At 64.9% G+C, this 15,883-nt stretch carries 10 protein-coding genes; 7 read left to right on the top strand and 3 right to left on the bottom strand.

The genetic code is table 11. The features are described from left to right. Both VGN66_RS17635 and VGN66_RS17630 read right to left on the bottom strand, forming a co-directional pair. Positions 1 to 1,953 carry a hypothetical protein gene (locus tag VGN66_RS17635; protein WP_327520083.1) on the bottom strand — a complete coding sequence of 651 codons (1,953 nt, stop codon included), beginning with the start codon at positions 1,951 to 1,953 and terminating at the stop codon, positions 1 to 3. Next, the gene (locus VGN66_RS17630) at positions 1,943 to 6,178 is read right to left on the bottom strand and encodes a hypothetical protein (RefSeq protein WP_327520082.1); all 4,236 of its coding nucleotides are present in this window, start codon (positions 6,176 to 6,178) and stop codon (positions 1,943 to 1,945) included. The genes VGN66_RS17635 and VGN66_RS17630 overlap by 11 nt, the downstream gene beginning before the upstream one ends. Before the next feature lie 138 nt (positions 6,179 to 6,316). Here VGN66_RS17630 and VGN66_RS17625 point away from each other — a divergent pair, with 138 nt between their 5' ends. Both VGN66_RS17625 and VGN66_RS17620 read left to right on the top strand, forming a co-directional pair. Beyond that, positions 6,317 to 6,925, top strand: a complete 609-nt coding sequence (locus VGN66_RS17625) for a lysozyme inhibitor LprI family protein (protein WP_327520081.1) — start codon at positions 6,317 to 6,319, stop codon at positions 6,923 to 6,925. Between the two features lie 593 nt (positions 6,926 to 7,518). Further along, positions 7,519 to 11,910 (top strand): hypothetical protein, encoded by a 4,392-nt coding sequence (locus VGN66_RS17620; protein ID WP_327520080.1) that lies wholly within the window; start codon positions 7,519 to 7,521, stop codon positions 11,908 to 11,910. A gap of 36 nt (positions 11,911 to 11,946) precedes the next feature. On the opposite strand, the gene VGN66_RS17615 is transcribed toward VGN66_RS17620, so the two are convergent. After that, a complete protein-coding gene (locus VGN66_RS17615; RefSeq protein ID WP_327520079.1) occupies positions 11,947 to 12,069 on the bottom strand; it encodes a hypothetical protein in 123 nt (40 codons plus the stop codon). A 709-nt stretch (positions 12,070 to 12,778) separates the two neighbouring features. On the opposite strand from VGN66_RS17615, the gene VGN66_RS17610 reads away from it, so the two are divergent. The 5 genes from VGN66_RS17610 (at position 12,779) to VGN66_RS17590 (ending at position 15,628) form a co-directional block, all read left to right on the top strand. Further along, on the top strand, positions 12,779 to 13,099 hold the full coding sequence (locus VGN66_RS17610; protein ID WP_327520078.1) for a DUF736 domain-containing protein: 321 nt from the start codon (positions 12,779 to 12,781) through the stop codon (positions 13,097 to 13,099). Positions 13,100 to 13,196: 97 nt separating this feature from the next. Then, positions 13,197 to 14,102, top strand: coding sequence for a nucleotidyltransferase and HEPN domain-containing protein (locus VGN66_RS17605; RefSeq protein ID WP_327520077.1), 906 nt, complete (start codon positions 13,197 to 13,199; stop codon positions 14,100 to 14,102). A gap of 130 nt (positions 14,103 to 14,232) precedes the next feature. After that, on the top strand, positions 14,233 to 14,463 hold the full coding sequence (locus VGN66_RS17600) for a helix-turn-helix domain-containing protein (RefSeq protein WP_327520076.1): 231 nt from the start codon (positions 14,233 to 14,235) through the stop codon (positions 14,461 to 14,463). After that, positions 14,460 to 15,038, top strand: coding sequence for a S26 family signal peptidase (locus VGN66_RS17595; protein ID WP_327520075.1), 579 nt, complete (start codon positions 14,460 to 14,462; stop codon positions 15,036 to 15,038). Before VGN66_RS17600 ends, VGN66_RS17595 begins: the two co-directional genes overlap by 4 nt. Beyond that, on the top strand, positions 15,026 to 15,628 hold the full coding sequence (locus VGN66_RS17590; RefSeq protein ID WP_327520074.1) for a lytic transglycosylase domain-containing protein: 603 nt from the start codon (positions 15,026 to 15,028) through the stop codon (positions 15,626 to 15,628). The genes VGN66_RS17595 and VGN66_RS17590 overlap by 13 nt, the downstream gene beginning before the upstream one ends. Positions 15,629 to 15,883 lie beyond the last annotated feature (255 nt).

Here is a 15,883-nt window from a genome sequence, read left to right as displayed (position 1 = left end):
TTAGTCTACGTCGACCTCGAGGGATTGAGGCGCGGGAGCTGGCGGGACTTCGTCCAGCGCCAGCATGGCGAACGATCTGGCCGAGGTCAGTGCCGGCTGCAGCGCGGGGGAGAAGTCGCCTATCAGATCGATGGCCGCGATCATGTTCCTGATCGCCGGGCCGGGTCGCAGCGCGAACGCGAAGCCGCTCATGTATTCGCCGGTCTTGTGGGACCACACCTCCGGATCGGTGTTGCTGGCAGCGGCGAGAAGGCTGAACGTCGGACCCGCGCTCAGGTTCTTCAAACCGTCCGAGCGTGCGCGGGCCAACGACATGTCGATCAGCCGCTCCCCGAGCTGCGACATCTTCCAGCGCGCGGCAAGCTGGAGCGCGAAGTCGACGGCGACGGTGAAGCCGTCGTCGGGAAGGGTTTCCAGGAAGTCAGGCAGCTTCTGCGAGACGGCGCCACGCTCCTCGGATCCAAGGTCAAAGGCGACGACGAGGTTGTAGATGTCGCTGACCGTGTGCTGCGGAACCTCCTTCGCGATCATGCGGGTGACCAGCTCCTCGGCAGATTTTTTGTCGAGCTCGATCAGTCCGCTCCAGTCGTCCTCGAACGGATCGAACGGTCCCGGCGCCATGTGAGGCAGCCTCTCGGGTCCGGACGTGATAGTCTCGACGACCTTGTCGATCGCTTCGATCCAGTTCGAGGGCCGGTCGTTCTCTGGAATGAGGTCGAGCGCCTGAATGACGCGCGACACTACGGCCGAATGTATGCGCTCCGCGGAGGGAGCGCTCCAGAGATTGTGCGGAACCGACCTTGCGTCGCACAGCTCGACGAGCCGATGGTTCTGCGTGAGGGATCGCCCCACCATCCGCTGCATGTCCTCGACGTCGATGCGCTCAATGCCGAAGGTGCGGACGATGAGGCTGGCGTGGAGATGAGTGGCAAGGCGCTTGGCGTAGACGGGCCAGCCATCGAGGATCCTGCGCCGCGCGGTCACCGCGCCGGTGAGGACGGTGGCGGACGACAGAAAGGAAAGGGAAGCGGCCGTCCGCTCGTGACTGCGGTCGAGCAGGCGGGGGATAAGCTCGTCGCCCACGGCGCGGAAGTCCTCGTCTGAATGCTCCGCGACGGCAATCTGGACGGCGGCGACCTGGCTGAAGGGATCGGCGGCCCCGCTCAGGAAGCGGGCCAGCCTCAGTCGGACCTCGCGATCCAGATCCTTGACCACCGGAACTATGAGATCGCCCTTCAGGATCGCGATCGGTGTCGTCAGCGCGATCCACCGCGCGCGCCGCACCGGGTCTAGCGATGCGGCAGCCACCAGCCATTCCCCGCGGTAAGCACCGAGCGTGGCTGGGGGCTCGCTGCCAAGCAGCTTCTTGAAGAACTCCCGGTCCCCGGGGACGAGCTCGTCGAAGCGGACGTCGTCGTCCGAGCCGCCGACCAGATTGCGGTAGACGGCCTTGGGCGTAGCCTTGACGAGCGTCTCAAGGTCCGAAAGCGCATCCTCGCCGATCGGTCCTGCATCGACTGCTGCCCTGATACCCCTCTCTTCTTCCTCGCTCAGGTCCTCGTCGAGAAGCAGGGCGGCGAGCGTCCTGCTCCTGACCGCCGCCTCGTCGCTCATCAGTCCCACATTGCGGAAACGCGCGCCTTCCCCTCCGGCCACGAGGATCGCGCTCCCGTCGTCCCTCAGGGAAGACTCGTCGACTGTCAGCTTCCCTTCCGACGACGACAGCTCGGCCTTTCGCCCGTTCGCGACCTCGTGCAGCGCGTCGAACACCGCGCGTCGAGAGAAACGTCGGTCGAAAATTCGGATTGATTCCTCGACCGGCAGCGCGAGATCCCGGCGTGCCGCCTCATCCGCCAGGATGACGGAGCTGATCGACTCCGGCATCTTCTGCAACATGGTGACGACGAAGGCGCGCGTGCCCTCGTCCAGTGGCGGTCGTTCTTCAGTCGTCATCGTCAAGGTCCATTGGGCCCGTCATGGAGGCGTAGAGACTCTTGGCGACGGCCTCAATCGCACCGGGGTCACGCTGCTCCGCCATCAGTTCGATCCGGCTCTCGAACCAGAAGCGATGGCGCTCGACCCGGCTGTCGCGCAGGTCGAACATTGCCGCTACCGCCCAGACGAAGAAGCGCGTGAGCTCGCTGACCCAGGCCTGGCGATCTGGAGATTCGTCGCTGGCGCTCAGCGCCGCAGGGTCTGGAAGCATGTCGAACAGATAGTTGGCGGCGCGCTCGGCGTCGTCGTCGTCCTCGATCTCGATCCAGGCGTTCCGCATCGCATAAGCGATCGAGAGAGATGTCGCACGAAGCCAGATCCGCTCTTCGGGGAGCTGGAGTATCCTGCGAGCGATAGGCAGATGGATCGAATCCCTGATTGCACGCATCTCGGCATTCGGTCCTACGCTCCAGTTGCTGTCTCTGACCGCGCGCCGCATCTCGTCGGGATCGACGAGCATCAGTCCTGCTCCCGAGCGCCGGATTCTCTCTCGTGCGGCGTCGACCGCGTCGTCGTCGATGACCTTTCTGGCGTGCAGGATCGCGAGGATGTCCGTCGTCGTGAGGAGGGGCACGCTGGCGCCCTTCTGCGGCGTGATTTCGAGATACTTGTTCATGCCGCGGTCGTCGCAGACGAAAGCGTCGACCCCAGCTGCATCGCGCAGCACGCTCACGACCGGGCTCATTCGGACGGCGCGATCGCCGCGGCGTTCCTCGCGGTCGAGCTCGTCCTTCGTGCGTCTTGCCGGCCCGACGCGCGCTCGCCCCTCGCTGATCGCGCGGGACAGAGTGTCGCGAACGCGTTCGATCCCTGCTGCCACCTCTTCTGCGGCGGCCGCCGCGGCGATCTCCCGATCGGCCAGATCCATCGTCTCGCGCGACGTGTAGATTTCGCCTGCGTGCGCCCTGATTTCGTGAAGAAGGTTGGCGTCGCTCAGATACTGGACGGCGATGTTGGCCAGGAAGATCGGCTTGCCGCGCGGCGGCACCGCCTCGCTGGGGAAGGTGCTGCCGCTGCCAGCGACCGCGGTCTCGGCGGCGATGGCGACGGTGCGGCTCACGGTCCCAGCAGAATGCAGCGCGGCGACCAGTCCGACAGGGCTGAGAAGGCGGTGCGCGTAAGGAGCGGGGTCGACGACAGTGTCGACAATGCTTGGCGGATGCAGGGGCGCAGTGTCGACGACGAAGCCGTCCTGGGCCTCGGCGGCGGCAAAGAGCGTCGAGAATTCCTCATCCACGTCGTGCTCACGTGACGGCGCGCTTCCGTCGTGCACCTTGAGGACCCCGGTCGAGATGGCGTCACGGATGCGTCTGGCCTGAGCGACGCGGCTTGGCTGGGTGTGCGAAGCCTTGCTGCGGTCCTCGAAGAAGGTGTGCAGCGTGCCGGAAGGCAGGACGACATCCTCGAAGGCGTCGATCACCGTGTTCAGTAGACCCAGCTGATCCAGCAGCAGGATCGATATCGGATCGAGCGAGATGGATTTCGGTCGTAGGTCCACGCGAAGCATTCTGTTGCCTGCGAATAGAGGGACGACGCTGCGACGTCGGCTGTCCGACTGGCGAGCGTTGGCACCCATCTGCCGGATCACCAGCTCGCTCTGCGTGCCGCCGAGCGCTCCCAAGCCTAGGAAAATCGGGACAGCTGCCGAATTGATCATGCCGCTGATCCGCTCTGCCTCGGCTCTCGAACCGGTGACGTGATCGATCAGTTCGTTGAAATCGGTCTTCTCGACGAGTCCGCTGCTCTCCTTGTCCGCTATCGCGGCGGTCCACCAGTCGCCGACCTCCGGATTCCTCTCCAGACCCGCCCCGGTGGCGATCATGTAGGCCTGCACGGCAATCCGGGCGTCGTTCGGGTCCTTGGCCGTCGACGCGCGCAGGAGGTCCATCGTGGTGCCGCTGCCTATCGCGCGGGCGACGTCGGCCGTCACGATCAGGTCGTCGGCAGACCTTTCTTCGCGTTCGGCCAGCTCGTTCTGGACATACGGCTCCAGTTCGTTCCACCGACCGGTCTCGACCAGGAGAAGCACGCGAAGACGGCGCGTGTTGGCGTCGTCGACCCCCATGTATTGCAGGCTGACCAGTTCCGCTTCGGCGTCGTCCAGGCGTCCCTGGCGGTATCGGGTCCAGGCGAGGTGTGTTCGCAGCCGCGGATCGCCAAGAGCGACGTCGCCGATCTCCTCGAGAAAGGTCTCAGCCTTGAGCTCTTCGCCCTGCTGGAGATGCGTTTCGCACGCGCGTCGCGCATCCGAGATCTGCCGGCTGATGCGCCACAGCTTTTCGAGATAGTCGCCCAGCCTGCGATCGCGTCGACGCCGCATGACCTCGACGAGTATTTCGAGGTCATGGGTGGATCCCGAAGCCTCGAATTGTTCCAGGCGCTGCTGAACAGTATCCGCGCCTTCCAGCTCCGCGAATGTCGTCTCGAGAAACTTCGCTCCGGTCTCGCCAATCATCTCCCGCTCGGCTGCTAGCAGCGCCTTCGCGTCGTCCAGCCTGTCCGACTTCGCCAGCGCTTCGATTTCGAGCGCGACGATGCTCTCGTTCAGCACGTAGTGCTCGAGCTTGGCGCGGTGTCGGTGGACGAAGTCCGCGATCGTCGCAGGATCGCCTTCGTCCATGACAATGGTGAAGGCGGCGCGGAGCTGCATGTCGTCGAGACCGCCAAGGGCTTCGGCCTTCGAGAGCTTCGCCTTCAGCGCGGCCCAATCCACCTTCACGCCATACTGCTTGGCGATCGGTGCGAGCATGACCGCTCGGTCCACGTCCGCCATGTTCGCCACCAGCCCGGATCGTGCCAACTCCCGCGTGGTCTCGTCGGAGGAGCATAGTCTCAATGCGGTGAGCTTGATCTCGACGAGATCGGCGAGGTCCGGCGCCTCTAGATCCGGCAGCGCCCGCGTCAGAGCCGCGAGGTCGGCCTCCGCTCTCTTCAGGTTGCGCCGTCCCTCAGCGTCGTCGTGAAGATCGGACACGCGCGGAAGGAAGCCATCGTTATCTAGCAGTCGCTTCGCGATGTCGGGCGGCAGCGCCTTCGCCAGCGAGAGCCCGGCTCGCAGGTATAGCAGCATCGGATTCTCGTCGATCTGTCCGCCCGTGGCCTGGTCCAGCAGAGTGGCCGCGTCGCCGTCGCGATCGGCCGCCAGGAGACGCATCGATGTCGCTTGAAGCGCATGGCCGGTGAGGTCGGCTGCGGTGAGATTTTCCTCGAAGTATGCGATCGCGGCGACGTCTCCGTCGCGACGGGCGATGGCGTCCAAGAGGAGGCCGCGAGCAAGCGCGTCCGTCCGATCTCGCAGCATCCGGAGCGCTTCGTCGCAGCGGTCTTCGGAGGTCGCGATCCTCGCCTCTTCGCAGGTTACGTCCGCTCCGACGGCCTTCGCCTTCGCGATCCATGGAGATGCTTCCGGTGTACGATCTGCCCGAATGAGAAGCGCTGCGGCTTCTCTATAAACCTCGCCTCGGATATCGGGAGAAGCCAGCCTGAGGCCGCTGTCCACCCGTTCGCCGAGGGCAACCGCCTCGTCAGGGAGCTTCAGCTGAGGCAGCATTCGGCGACGACGCAGCTGTCGCAGCTTCTTGCGAACCACCTCGTCGAACGGAGCGGCGTCGAGCGGACGGCCGTCGATGGCGGCCTTTGTCGCCTCGAAAGCGTCGATGACCTCCGCGAAGCCTTCTTGCACCTCGGCCCGCAGGTCGGAGACCAGCTCGACCACCTGCCGGTCGGCTGGGGTCAGATGGGCGAGAAGCGTAAGCGCGCCGAATGCGATCGCGTCCTCGATCAGTGTCTCGCCGTAGATGCCGTCCTCACCGAAGATCTCGGCATGCAGCTCGCGCGCCTTCGCGCGCTCCTCCTCGACGTCCTCTCCGCGAACCGTGCGTCGGGCTCCCGACTTGACCAGATTGACGACACGAGAATCCTCGAGGAACCGCCGCGAATCCGCGTCAGCGAAGCTGTCGGGTCGGTCCGAGATCACGCCCTTAAGCTTCGCGAGGAGCGAGGCTGGTAGTCCACCAGCCTTGCCGGTCAGGACCGATATTGCTTCGTCCAGCTCCGTGTCAGCGCCTCGAAGCGTTTCGAGGTCCGCGAAAGGTGCGTTCCGACGCCCCAGTTGAATCTTCATGAAATCGAGGCCGAGCTTAGCCGCTGGAGCCGCAGCCGCCTTCGCAATGGTCGTCGTCACTGGATCCAATGGCATGCGCTCGCGTCGTCCCCGCTGATCGAACGAAGATAGAACATCCTTATTCAACCAACAAGGCGGGGCCTAACCTCGGTGCTGTAGAACGGTCGCCAAGCGCCGCCGCACACGATAGCTTGAGACATGCTCCAGGTCACAGCCCCCCAAGCAACCCTCATCGTCGCCGCAATCACCTTGGTCGCGGGGCTAGTCGGCTGGTTTGGACGCGGGTTCACGTTTTTAATTCATCGCTGGTGGACTGGCGCTCCAAAACAGGAGCAGGCCGCATACCTCAACAGCGTGGCGGACCTAGCCGCGAAGTTGAAAGCCAGCGGCACGACGCTGGACGAGGTTCGTCAGTTCGAGAAGATTATGCGGAAGCCAAGCTTGGCGACTAGTGCAGCCGCGACCGTAGTAGTCGAAGCCATCGAGGATGAGCCGGACACATACGCGGCCTTTCTGTCGAATGTGGCGATGAAGGCGCGAACCGGCGCGGACTTTGGGGTTGCCGATGCCAACTTGGAGGAAGCCATGGTGAATCTCCGGCTGCTGCTGAGCGACGAGGAGACCGAGGCCTTTGGGGTCGCGCAGGAACGGTGGACCGAGTATCGCAAGGCGCTGGAGGTATGCGCAGGGCTGGAGTTCGAGGGCGGCACGCATGCACCACTGGCCGGAATGATGGCGGGGCTGACCGAAACCGAACGTCGGACTGCCGAGATACGCTTACAAATCCGGGAGCGTGCCGCGCGTTAGAGACGTGGGTGGGAGTGGGCCGGAGCACCCCGCACACACCTGCTTTGATGTCGGCTCCTGACCACAATCCGCCGGTCGGCACACAACGTCGGAACGGCCGCAAACTTCTAAGGGCCGTCTTCCGCACCACCGGCTAAGTGAGATAAAAAAACGCCCGGTTTCGAGCGCGTGCGGAGACAGGCTGAACGTCCGATCATGGGGCGCTTTGTAGACTGGCGGTTCGTGCCGAAACCAGCTCGGCAGCTCGTGGGCCGATTTCGGACTGGCCGGTTCAGCGGGCCAACTCTGGAAAGCTGCCGCGGCAATCGACTGACCACGCAAGACGGCTTCCGACCAAAATGCGTCGTTTGCGGATTGGGCTTTGGACGACAGCTTCCTCCAGAACCCGCCATTCGCCCATCCCAAGGTGCCTGGCAACAACGCGGCACAGGTCTCACACTCTGACAGTTATCTGCAAGCTCCATAAGCGGACATGAATCGCGCGCGTGAGCAGACACGCCAGTCGTGCTACATGAAAAGGCATGGCCGCACGTCAACGAGGCCTGCAAGTTTGGGGGGAGGGACCAAGAAGTGGCCGGCCAGAGAGGGCTTCAGTGTCGTACGACCTAGACGAGTTCATACAGCTTCACCGCACCTTCCATGACCTCGCCCTGCACGAGGAGGAGGGAAAGGACACCGAGCTTTTCCGGCTGATGCGCCGGGAAAAGCCCGCGCAGTGGCCCGACCTGCTCGCCGAACCACGCGTCGTGCTGCTTTCCGAGGCGGGGTCCGGGAAGACGGAGGAGATCAGGCATGTATGCCGGGATCTCCGGCACCGCGGGAAGCGTGCCTTCTTCCTCCGCATCGAGCACCTGGCGCTCGACTTCGACGGGTCGTTCGAGGAAGGGACACAGGAGGAATTCGAGGATTGGATCGCGTCCGGCGAGGACGGCTGGCTGCTCCTCGACTCCGTGGACGAGGCACGGCTGAAGGATCCCAAGGACTTCGAGCGGGCAATAAGGACGATCGGCCGCAAGCTGCGCGGCGCCCTGCAGCGCGCGCACATCGTCATCACCAGCCGGGGCGAAGCATGGCGGCCTAAGACCGATCTACTGCTCTGCGAGACCAACCTGTCCTGGACCCCGCCAGTGACCGCGCCCGGCGAAGACCAGGAATCAGACGAAGCAGTCACCACCACCGACGGCGCAAACTCCAAGCAGCGCAAGTCGGTGTTCCGCATGGTCGCGCTCGATGACCTCGCCGGCAACCAGGTCGATCGCTTCGCGGACGCGAAGGGTGTCATTGACGTCGCCGCGTTCAGGAAGGCGCTGGACCGCGCGGAGGCGTGGTCGTTCACGACTCGGCCGCTCGATCTCGCCGAGACAATCGAGTTTTGGCTCGCGAACGGCCGCGTCGGCTCGCGCCTCGAGCTGCTGCGCGCGAGCATCGACAAGCGTCTTGAGGAGCGTGACCAGGACCGTGCAGACGCCAACCCGATCTCGAAGAAACGCATTCGCGAAGGTGCACGCCTTGTCGCCGCGGCGTCCACCCTGGCCAAGGAATCGGCGGTACGCGTCCCAGACGGACAGAAGAACGACCGCGGCCTCGACATCAGGCAGGTCCTGACCGACTGGGACGACGCGGACTGCCGCACGCTTCTCACCAGGCCGATCTTCGACGAAGGCATCTACGGTACTGTCCGCTTCCACCACCGGTCGGTCCGCGAGTTCCTCACCGCAGAATGGATTCATTCGCTGCTGATCGACGAAGGATCGCGCGCGCGCGTCGAGAACCTGTTCTTCCGCCGGCAATACGGCATCGAGGTCGTCGTCCCAACGATGCGTCCGATCCTCCCTTGGCTGGCGATCCTGGATCAGCGGATCCTTGAACGGGTCATGTGCCTCGCTCCCGAGGTCCTTTTTGAGGGCGGCGATCCCGCGCGGTTGCCGCTCGAGACGCGGGTCCAGATCCTCCGGGAATCCTGCGAGCAGCTCGCTCAGCCAGCGCATGGCCGCAGCGTCACCGAATACTCGGCCGTGCAGCGCTTCACCAACCCGGATCTCGCAGACGTCATCCGAGAGCTCCTCGAGAACCACAAGGACGACGACGACATCGTCTGGTTCCTCATGCGGATGGTCCAACAGGGCGGCATCGCCGCGCTCGCCGACAAGGCGAAACGATTCGCCCTTACGTCGCGGTCGAAATACGCGCGCATCGCCGCCGTACGGGCCATCGTGGAGGTGGGGACGCCTGAGGACGTCGCCGACGTTCGCATGGCGTTCGTCGCGGAGCGGCCGCCGCTGAGGCGCGACTGGCTGGGTGAGCTTCTGGACGGGCTCGGCAACGCCCCGGCCGACGTGGATTGGCTCCTCTCGGCCCTTGCGGCCACCGAACCCAAGAAGCAGTTCGAGACCGATCCGCTCGCCAACGCGCTGTCCGGATACGTGGCATCGCTCCCGCCTTCATCGCTCGCGACCCTGCTGGAGGGGATCAGCAAGCTTTTGAACCGGAAGCCCGTGGTCGAGCAGCGCCACTGCGAGATATCCAAGCGGTACAGCTGGCTTGGGCAGGCCGCCGGTCAGATCGTTGTGAAGATGATCCAGGGCCGCAATCCGGAGACGCTCAAGAAGCCGGCACTGTCGGTGTTGCGGAAACTTCCGATCGCCGAGGACTATGGCCGCAGCCTGTTCGAGGAAATCCGCAAGGACCTGCCGAAACTGGTCCAGGCATGGCCTGAGCTCAACCGCGCGTTGTTCTGGTACTGCGTCGCCGAGGAGCGTTCGCGGAAGCGTAAGAGCGGCGAATGTCTGACCGATTACTGGCTCGTGTCAATCTTCGGTTCCTATTGGGCGTTCAGCGGACCGGACTTCGACTACGTGGCCGAGCAGATCACCGGACGGCCGCTCAAAGACGACAAGCTGACGGCCCTCACGCTCGCAGTCGCGCTGTACTACCAGAACGGGCGGCTCCGTGCTTGGCGGGACCGTCTCAAGAAGGCCGCTACGATCGAGCCAGAGATCGAGGCAGAACTCGCGAAGCTGCTCAACCCTCCCAAGGGCGCCGGCGCAAAATTCAAGCGCCAGCAGGCAGCATGGAAGCGCGAATCCGACCGGCGGGCCGCGAAAGAGGCGAAGGCGAAGCAGAGGGCGAAGAAGATTCTTGCGGGTCGCATCGCCACCGTCCGGAACTTCGGCCGACCGGGCTTGGTGTCGCAAGACCAGGCCTATCTCCACGACCAGATGCGGGAAACCGACGGTCAGCATAATCGCTGGACCGACGGCAATTGGCGCTCCCTCATTGACGAGTTCGGCGAAGACCTCGCGGAGGCGTTCCGCGACGGTGCTGTCGACTACTGGCGACAGAACATACCGAAGCTCCGTTCCGAGGGCGCGGCCGCCAACACGACGCCCTTCACGACGATATTCGGGCTCACCGGCCTCTCGATTGAGGCCCGGGAGACCGAGAACTGGCCATCCGGCCTGAACGCGGACCAAGCGGAGATCGCCACCCGCTATGGGCTTCAGGAGCTGAATGGCTTCCCGACCTGGCTCCCGCAGCTCAGCAAGACGTTCCCCTCGCAGGTCGTCGACATCATCCGCCGCGAGATCATGCAGGAGCTGTCCACCGAGACGGCCGCAGGCGAGAGCCACTACGCGCTCTATGACGTCAGTTGGAGCGGCGACTGGATATGGGACCATATCGCGCCGGACCTACTACCAGCGATACGCGCCAAGCGGCTCAACACCAGGAACCTCGGCTACCTGCTGGCGATCATCAACCGCTCGTCGGTGGATGACAAGACGATCGCCGCGATCGCGTCCCGGAAGGCAAATGCCACCCGCAACCTGACCTTCTCCCCGATCTGGTTCGCCACATGGGTCGGCGTCGACCCGGATGCGGCGATCCCCGCGCTCGCGGCCCGCTTTGCCGGGATGAACGATCCCGCAGAGCAGACGAAACTGGCGCTCGCCTTCGTCGTCGCCCTGCTCGGCGGCCGTTCGCAGGAGGGTCGAGCGCGCCAGGCCTTCCGCACGGTCGAGCACATGAAGTCGCTCTACCTCCTAATGGCTCGCTACATACGGCAGGAGGATGACGTCCAGCGTGCCGGCAAGGGCGTCTACTCGCCGGGCCTGCGTGACGACGCGCAGGACGCGCGCAACGCGCTCATCGCCTTCATCCGCGAGACGCCCGGCAAACCGGCGTTCCTCGCGCTGCTCGAGATGGCGCGCGCGCACCCCGATGAGGGAAGCAGACCCTGGATGGGCTTCCACGCGAAGGCGAAGGCCGCGGCCGATGCGGACGTCGACGCCTGGACCCCGGCACAGGTGCGCGAGTTCGGAAAGTCCCTCGTCGCGACGCCTGCGAACCACCGCGAACTTTGGTATCACGCCGCCGACAAGCTCGACGCGCTGAAACACGACCTCGAGAACGGCGATTCCTCGATCGCATCGATCCTGCAGGCGATCGACCAAGAGACGGAGTTCCGGAAGTTCATCGGCGGATGGTGCCGCGACCATGCCGCCGGACGCTACGTTGTCCCGCAGGAAGAGGAACTAGCGGACGCCAAGCGGCCGGACCTCCGCTTCTTCGGCGTCGGCTTCGATGCACCCGTGCCGACCGAGCTGAAGCTGGCAGACAAATGGACCGGACCGCACCTCTTCGAACGACTCGAGGTCCAGCTGTGCGGCGACTACCTGCGCGACGTCCGGTCAAGCCGCGGCATCTTCCTTTTGGTTTACCTCGGCACGAAGTCGTACTGGGAGCTGCCAAACGGCCGACGGGCCGACACCTTCGAGATGCTGGTCGACGAGCTCCAGCGCCACTGGACACTCATCTCTAACGACTACCCCGGCGTCGAGGACATACGCGTCATCGGGATAGATCTGACCAAGCGCGGCATCGATACCAAGGCGACCAAGGCCGCGAAAGCCGCCAAAAAGGCGGCGAAGATGTCGAAACCAAGCTCGAAAAAGGGCCATAAAAATGGAAAGAAGCGAGGACAGTAGAAGCGCGGTGCGACCGAGCGCCACCGAACGTCCAGCTCATTGGATCGTTTGCTGAAAGCGGCCGGTCTCCAGCCGACCCAGCTTCATCTTAACGTCACGCCGCGCGAACAAGCGCTGCACGTCGCCTCCCGACAGCAGCTGACGCTTAATCTGCGGCATAGGAGCGGCGCCTTCTCCCAATCTCAGCCGTTCCCGGATGCGCGGCCCGCGCGGTGAGCGAACGGCAGATTTCCGGCTTTTATCCGGCAGGCTCGACGACCGACTTTGAGGCGCAAAGCTGACGACCGTTGCTTAGTTACGACACTTCACGTTAGGGAGCTCAGCACCGTTGCAAAGGCGCCGCGCATGGCGGTCGCGCGCGGCTAACCGCCACGGCGGGCACGCTTCGTGCGCTCGGATGCGCCCGTTTCGGAGAAGCGCCGAAGCCGGTCGCGAGCTCGCTATTAGCCCCGCGGTTTGCCGCCCAGCGTCAATTCGCATCCCGAACTTTGAATGGGGTTCCGTAGCAGCTGTGGCCGTAGCCCGTCATTCGCCGGATTTGCAAGTTCTCGGTTGAGTGCGCCCCGATCGTTTGCGTGTAGGCTAAACACCGACAGCTTGCACCGAGAACCTCCGTGATTTCGCCCGACGGAAAGGCGGCTCTTGGGACTTGACCTGGAACGGTCGCGGTACGGACAAAACCATCGCGTGGCGGCTTATTTCCCCGCCCGCAGGCGGGCTCCTCGCGGCCGCTTCGCTGCAAATAAGTCGCTTCGCTCCGGTCCTCCGCTGACGCTGCGGCCCTTCGGGTTCGCCGTTCCGCTGTCACCGTTCCCTTGGTCTGCCCATCGCCCGGCATTCCGCGGGGCGAACCACAAGGAGAAGTATCATGGCTGCTATCGGTTACGTCACCCGCGACGGCAACGCCTTCAAGGGCGAGCTCAAGACCCTCTCAATCCGGGCGGATATCCTGATCGCCCCCAACGACCGCAAGACCAGCGACAACCAGCCCGATTATCGGGTTACTTCGGGCGGCGTCGAGGTCGGCGCGGGGTGGCTGCGCCGCAGCGAAACCTCGGGCAAGGACTATGTGTCGCTGAGCCTCGCTGCACCCGAGTTCGGACCCCGCCGGCTCTACGCCAATCTCGGTCGCGCCGCTGGTCACACCGATGACGACAGCTTCGCCATCATCTGGAATCCGGCCGACTGACCGCCTGGACCCCGCGCCAAGCGGCGCGGGGTCTCTTCCCTTTCTGCTTCATGTTGCCGTTGTTCTTGGCCAGAAGCCCGCTAGGATTCGAACCATCATGAAAACCGATCTCGATCATCTTCCATCCGCCAAGCGCCGCGACCTCGAGCGCGTTGTCGAGATCCTGTTCGCTGAATTCGAGGACGCGACGCGCCTTGCGACCCAGCAATGGAAGAAGCAGGGGCGCATCCTCAAGGTGATCCTCTACGGCTCCTATGCGCGTGGCGATTGGGTCGCCGATCCGATCGGTGGCTATTACTCGGATTACGACATTCTCGTGGTCGTCAGTGATGAGCGCCTCACCGATACGCTCGACTATTGGGCCAAGGCTGCCGACCATCTGCTGCGGGAGTATTCGATCAGCAAGCGGCTCTCGGCGCCGGTCAATTTCATCGTGCACAGCCTCAAGGATGTAAACGACCTGCTCGCGCGGGGGCGTCCGTTCTTTGTCGATATCGTGCGCGATGGGGTCGCCCTCTACCAGCTCGACGGGCACCCGTTCGAGGCGCCGAAGCCGCTTGATCCGGAAGCTGCGCGGGCCGAGGCGCAGGCGAATTTCGCTCAGTGGTATTCGAGCGCTGCCGAGTTTTTAGACCTCGCACAGGGCGCAGTGGACAAGGGCTATAACAACCGCGCGGCCTTTCTTCTGCACCAAGCCGTCGAGCATGCCTACCATACGCTGTTACTTGTGCTGACGCTCTACAGTCCCAAGTCGCACAAGCTCAATTTCCTGCGCGATCAGGCCGAGAATGTCGCGCGCGACCTCATTCCGGTGTGGCCGCGCGACACCAAATTCGCGCGCCGCTGCTTTGAATTGCTGCAGCAGGCCTATGTCAATGCGCGCTACTCGCCGCACTATCGGATCACCCGCGAGGAGCTCGACTGGATCGTCGAGCGGGTCGAACTTCTGCAGGCCGAGGTGAAGGCGATTGCGCAGCGGCGGCTTGCGGAGCCCGACATCTGACGTGCCCGGAGCGGTAGGGGGTCGAATTCGCTGCTAGGCGTTTTCGACCCTGCCGCGCGGGGGTCTGCTGCGACAGATGAAGTGCCGCGCGAAGCGGCATGGGGCCGCTTCGGTGCGGAGCAAGCCCCTCATGGATTATCCCGACGATATCGATCGTGCCGGCCGCGCCAAGCGCGGCTCGCCCTTCCTCAATACCGATCAGGCAGCGGCCTATCTCAAGATCTCGGTGCGCGGGTTGAAGCGCCTGCGCCGGGCCGGGAAGGGGCCGGTGTTCCGGCGCCATAGCCGCTTTGTTCAATATCATATCGACGATCTCGACGACTGGAGCCGCGAGCATAGCGCGCGGCAGATCGCGCCATGAGCGCGCGCCGGACCTCCACCGGCGACGCGCCGCTGCTCGCCTGGGGCGAGGCGCTTCGCGCGGCGCGGCGGACGCGGCAGCTGCGGGTTGCCGCGCTCGGGATCGGCGCTGGCGTGCTCGCGCTGGCAGGCACGATCGTCGCGCCGCCCGCGCCGCGGCTGCTGTGGAACGCCAGCGCGAGCGCGCCGATCGGGCTCTATCGCGTTGCGCCCGGAACGCCTGCCGCCGTCGGCGACATGGTGATCGCACGTGTGCCGCTGCCGTGGCGGCGGCTTGCTGCCGTGCGCGGCTATCTCCCGCAGAATGTGCCGCTGGTGAAGCGCGTTGCAGCCGTCGCGGGCAGCGAGGTCTGCGCTTCGGGGGCAGTGATCCTGGTCGGTGGCCGGGTGGTCGCGCGGCGGTTGCGCCGCGACGGGCAGGGGCGTGCAATGCCGTGGTGGAGCGGGTGCGTGCGCCTGTCCGGGCGGCAACAGCTGCTGCTGATGGACGCGCCCGGCTCGTTCGACGGGCGCTATTTCGGGGTTACGGAAGGCGCCGATATCGTCGGCCGCGCGGTGCTGCTGTGGCAGCGCTGAGGCTTGCCGTGGCTGCGATCGCGCTGGTTGCCGTAGCGCCTGCGCAGGCGCGCGATGTCGCGCGCTGGCAGCCCTATATCGCCGAGGCCTCGGCCCGGTTCGGCGTTCCCGCCGAGTGGATCGAGCGGGTGATGCGCGCCGAGAGCGGGGGGCGGACCCGTCTTGGCGGCCGTCCGATCCGCAGCGTCAAGGGCGCGATCGGGCTGATGCAGCTGATGCCGGGAACCTGGGGCGAAGTGCGCGCGACGCTCGGGCTCGGCGCCGACCCTGACGATCCGCGCGACAATATCCTCGCCGGCACTTTCTACCTGCGCGCGATGTACGATCAGTTCGGATATCCCGGCTGTTTTGCGGCCTATAATGCCGGGCCGGCGCGCTATCGCGCGTGGCTTGCGGGCAAACGATCGCTGCCCGGCGAGACCGTCGCCTATCTCGCGGCTGTGGGCGCGCAGGGGCCGGGGGATGCGACCCTAGCGGGCGATCCGCCGGAGGTGTTTGTGGTGGGTCGGGCATCCGATGTGGCGGGACGTGCGGCTGCGCCCGGGGATGGCGGCGATCCGATCTTCTTCCTCCGCAGGGTGCCGCAATGATCGTGAGCGGGGGAGGGTGGCGTCTCGGTCGTCCAAGCATGACGGGCGGCAAAGCGGCTATCAAGGCCCGCGGGTGCCCCCCAATTTGCTGCGCAAATCGGCTCCCCCCGCGTCCGCTTCGCGGCGCCTGCGCTAGCGCTCCGGCGGCCCTGACAGCCGCTCCGCCGCCCGTCGTTCGACTGTGGTCCTCACGTCGGAGGGCGACAGCGAAGGAACGGATCATGTCTTGCTTTCAACCCATTTCAGTCCCGTCGG

This window comes from Sphingomonas sp., from assembly GCF_035998645.1.
Taxonomy (GTDB): Bacteria; Pseudomonadota; Alphaproteobacteria; order Sphingomonadales; family Sphingomonadaceae; genus Sphingomonas.
This window is presented reverse-complemented; position numbering and strand designations above follow the sequence as displayed.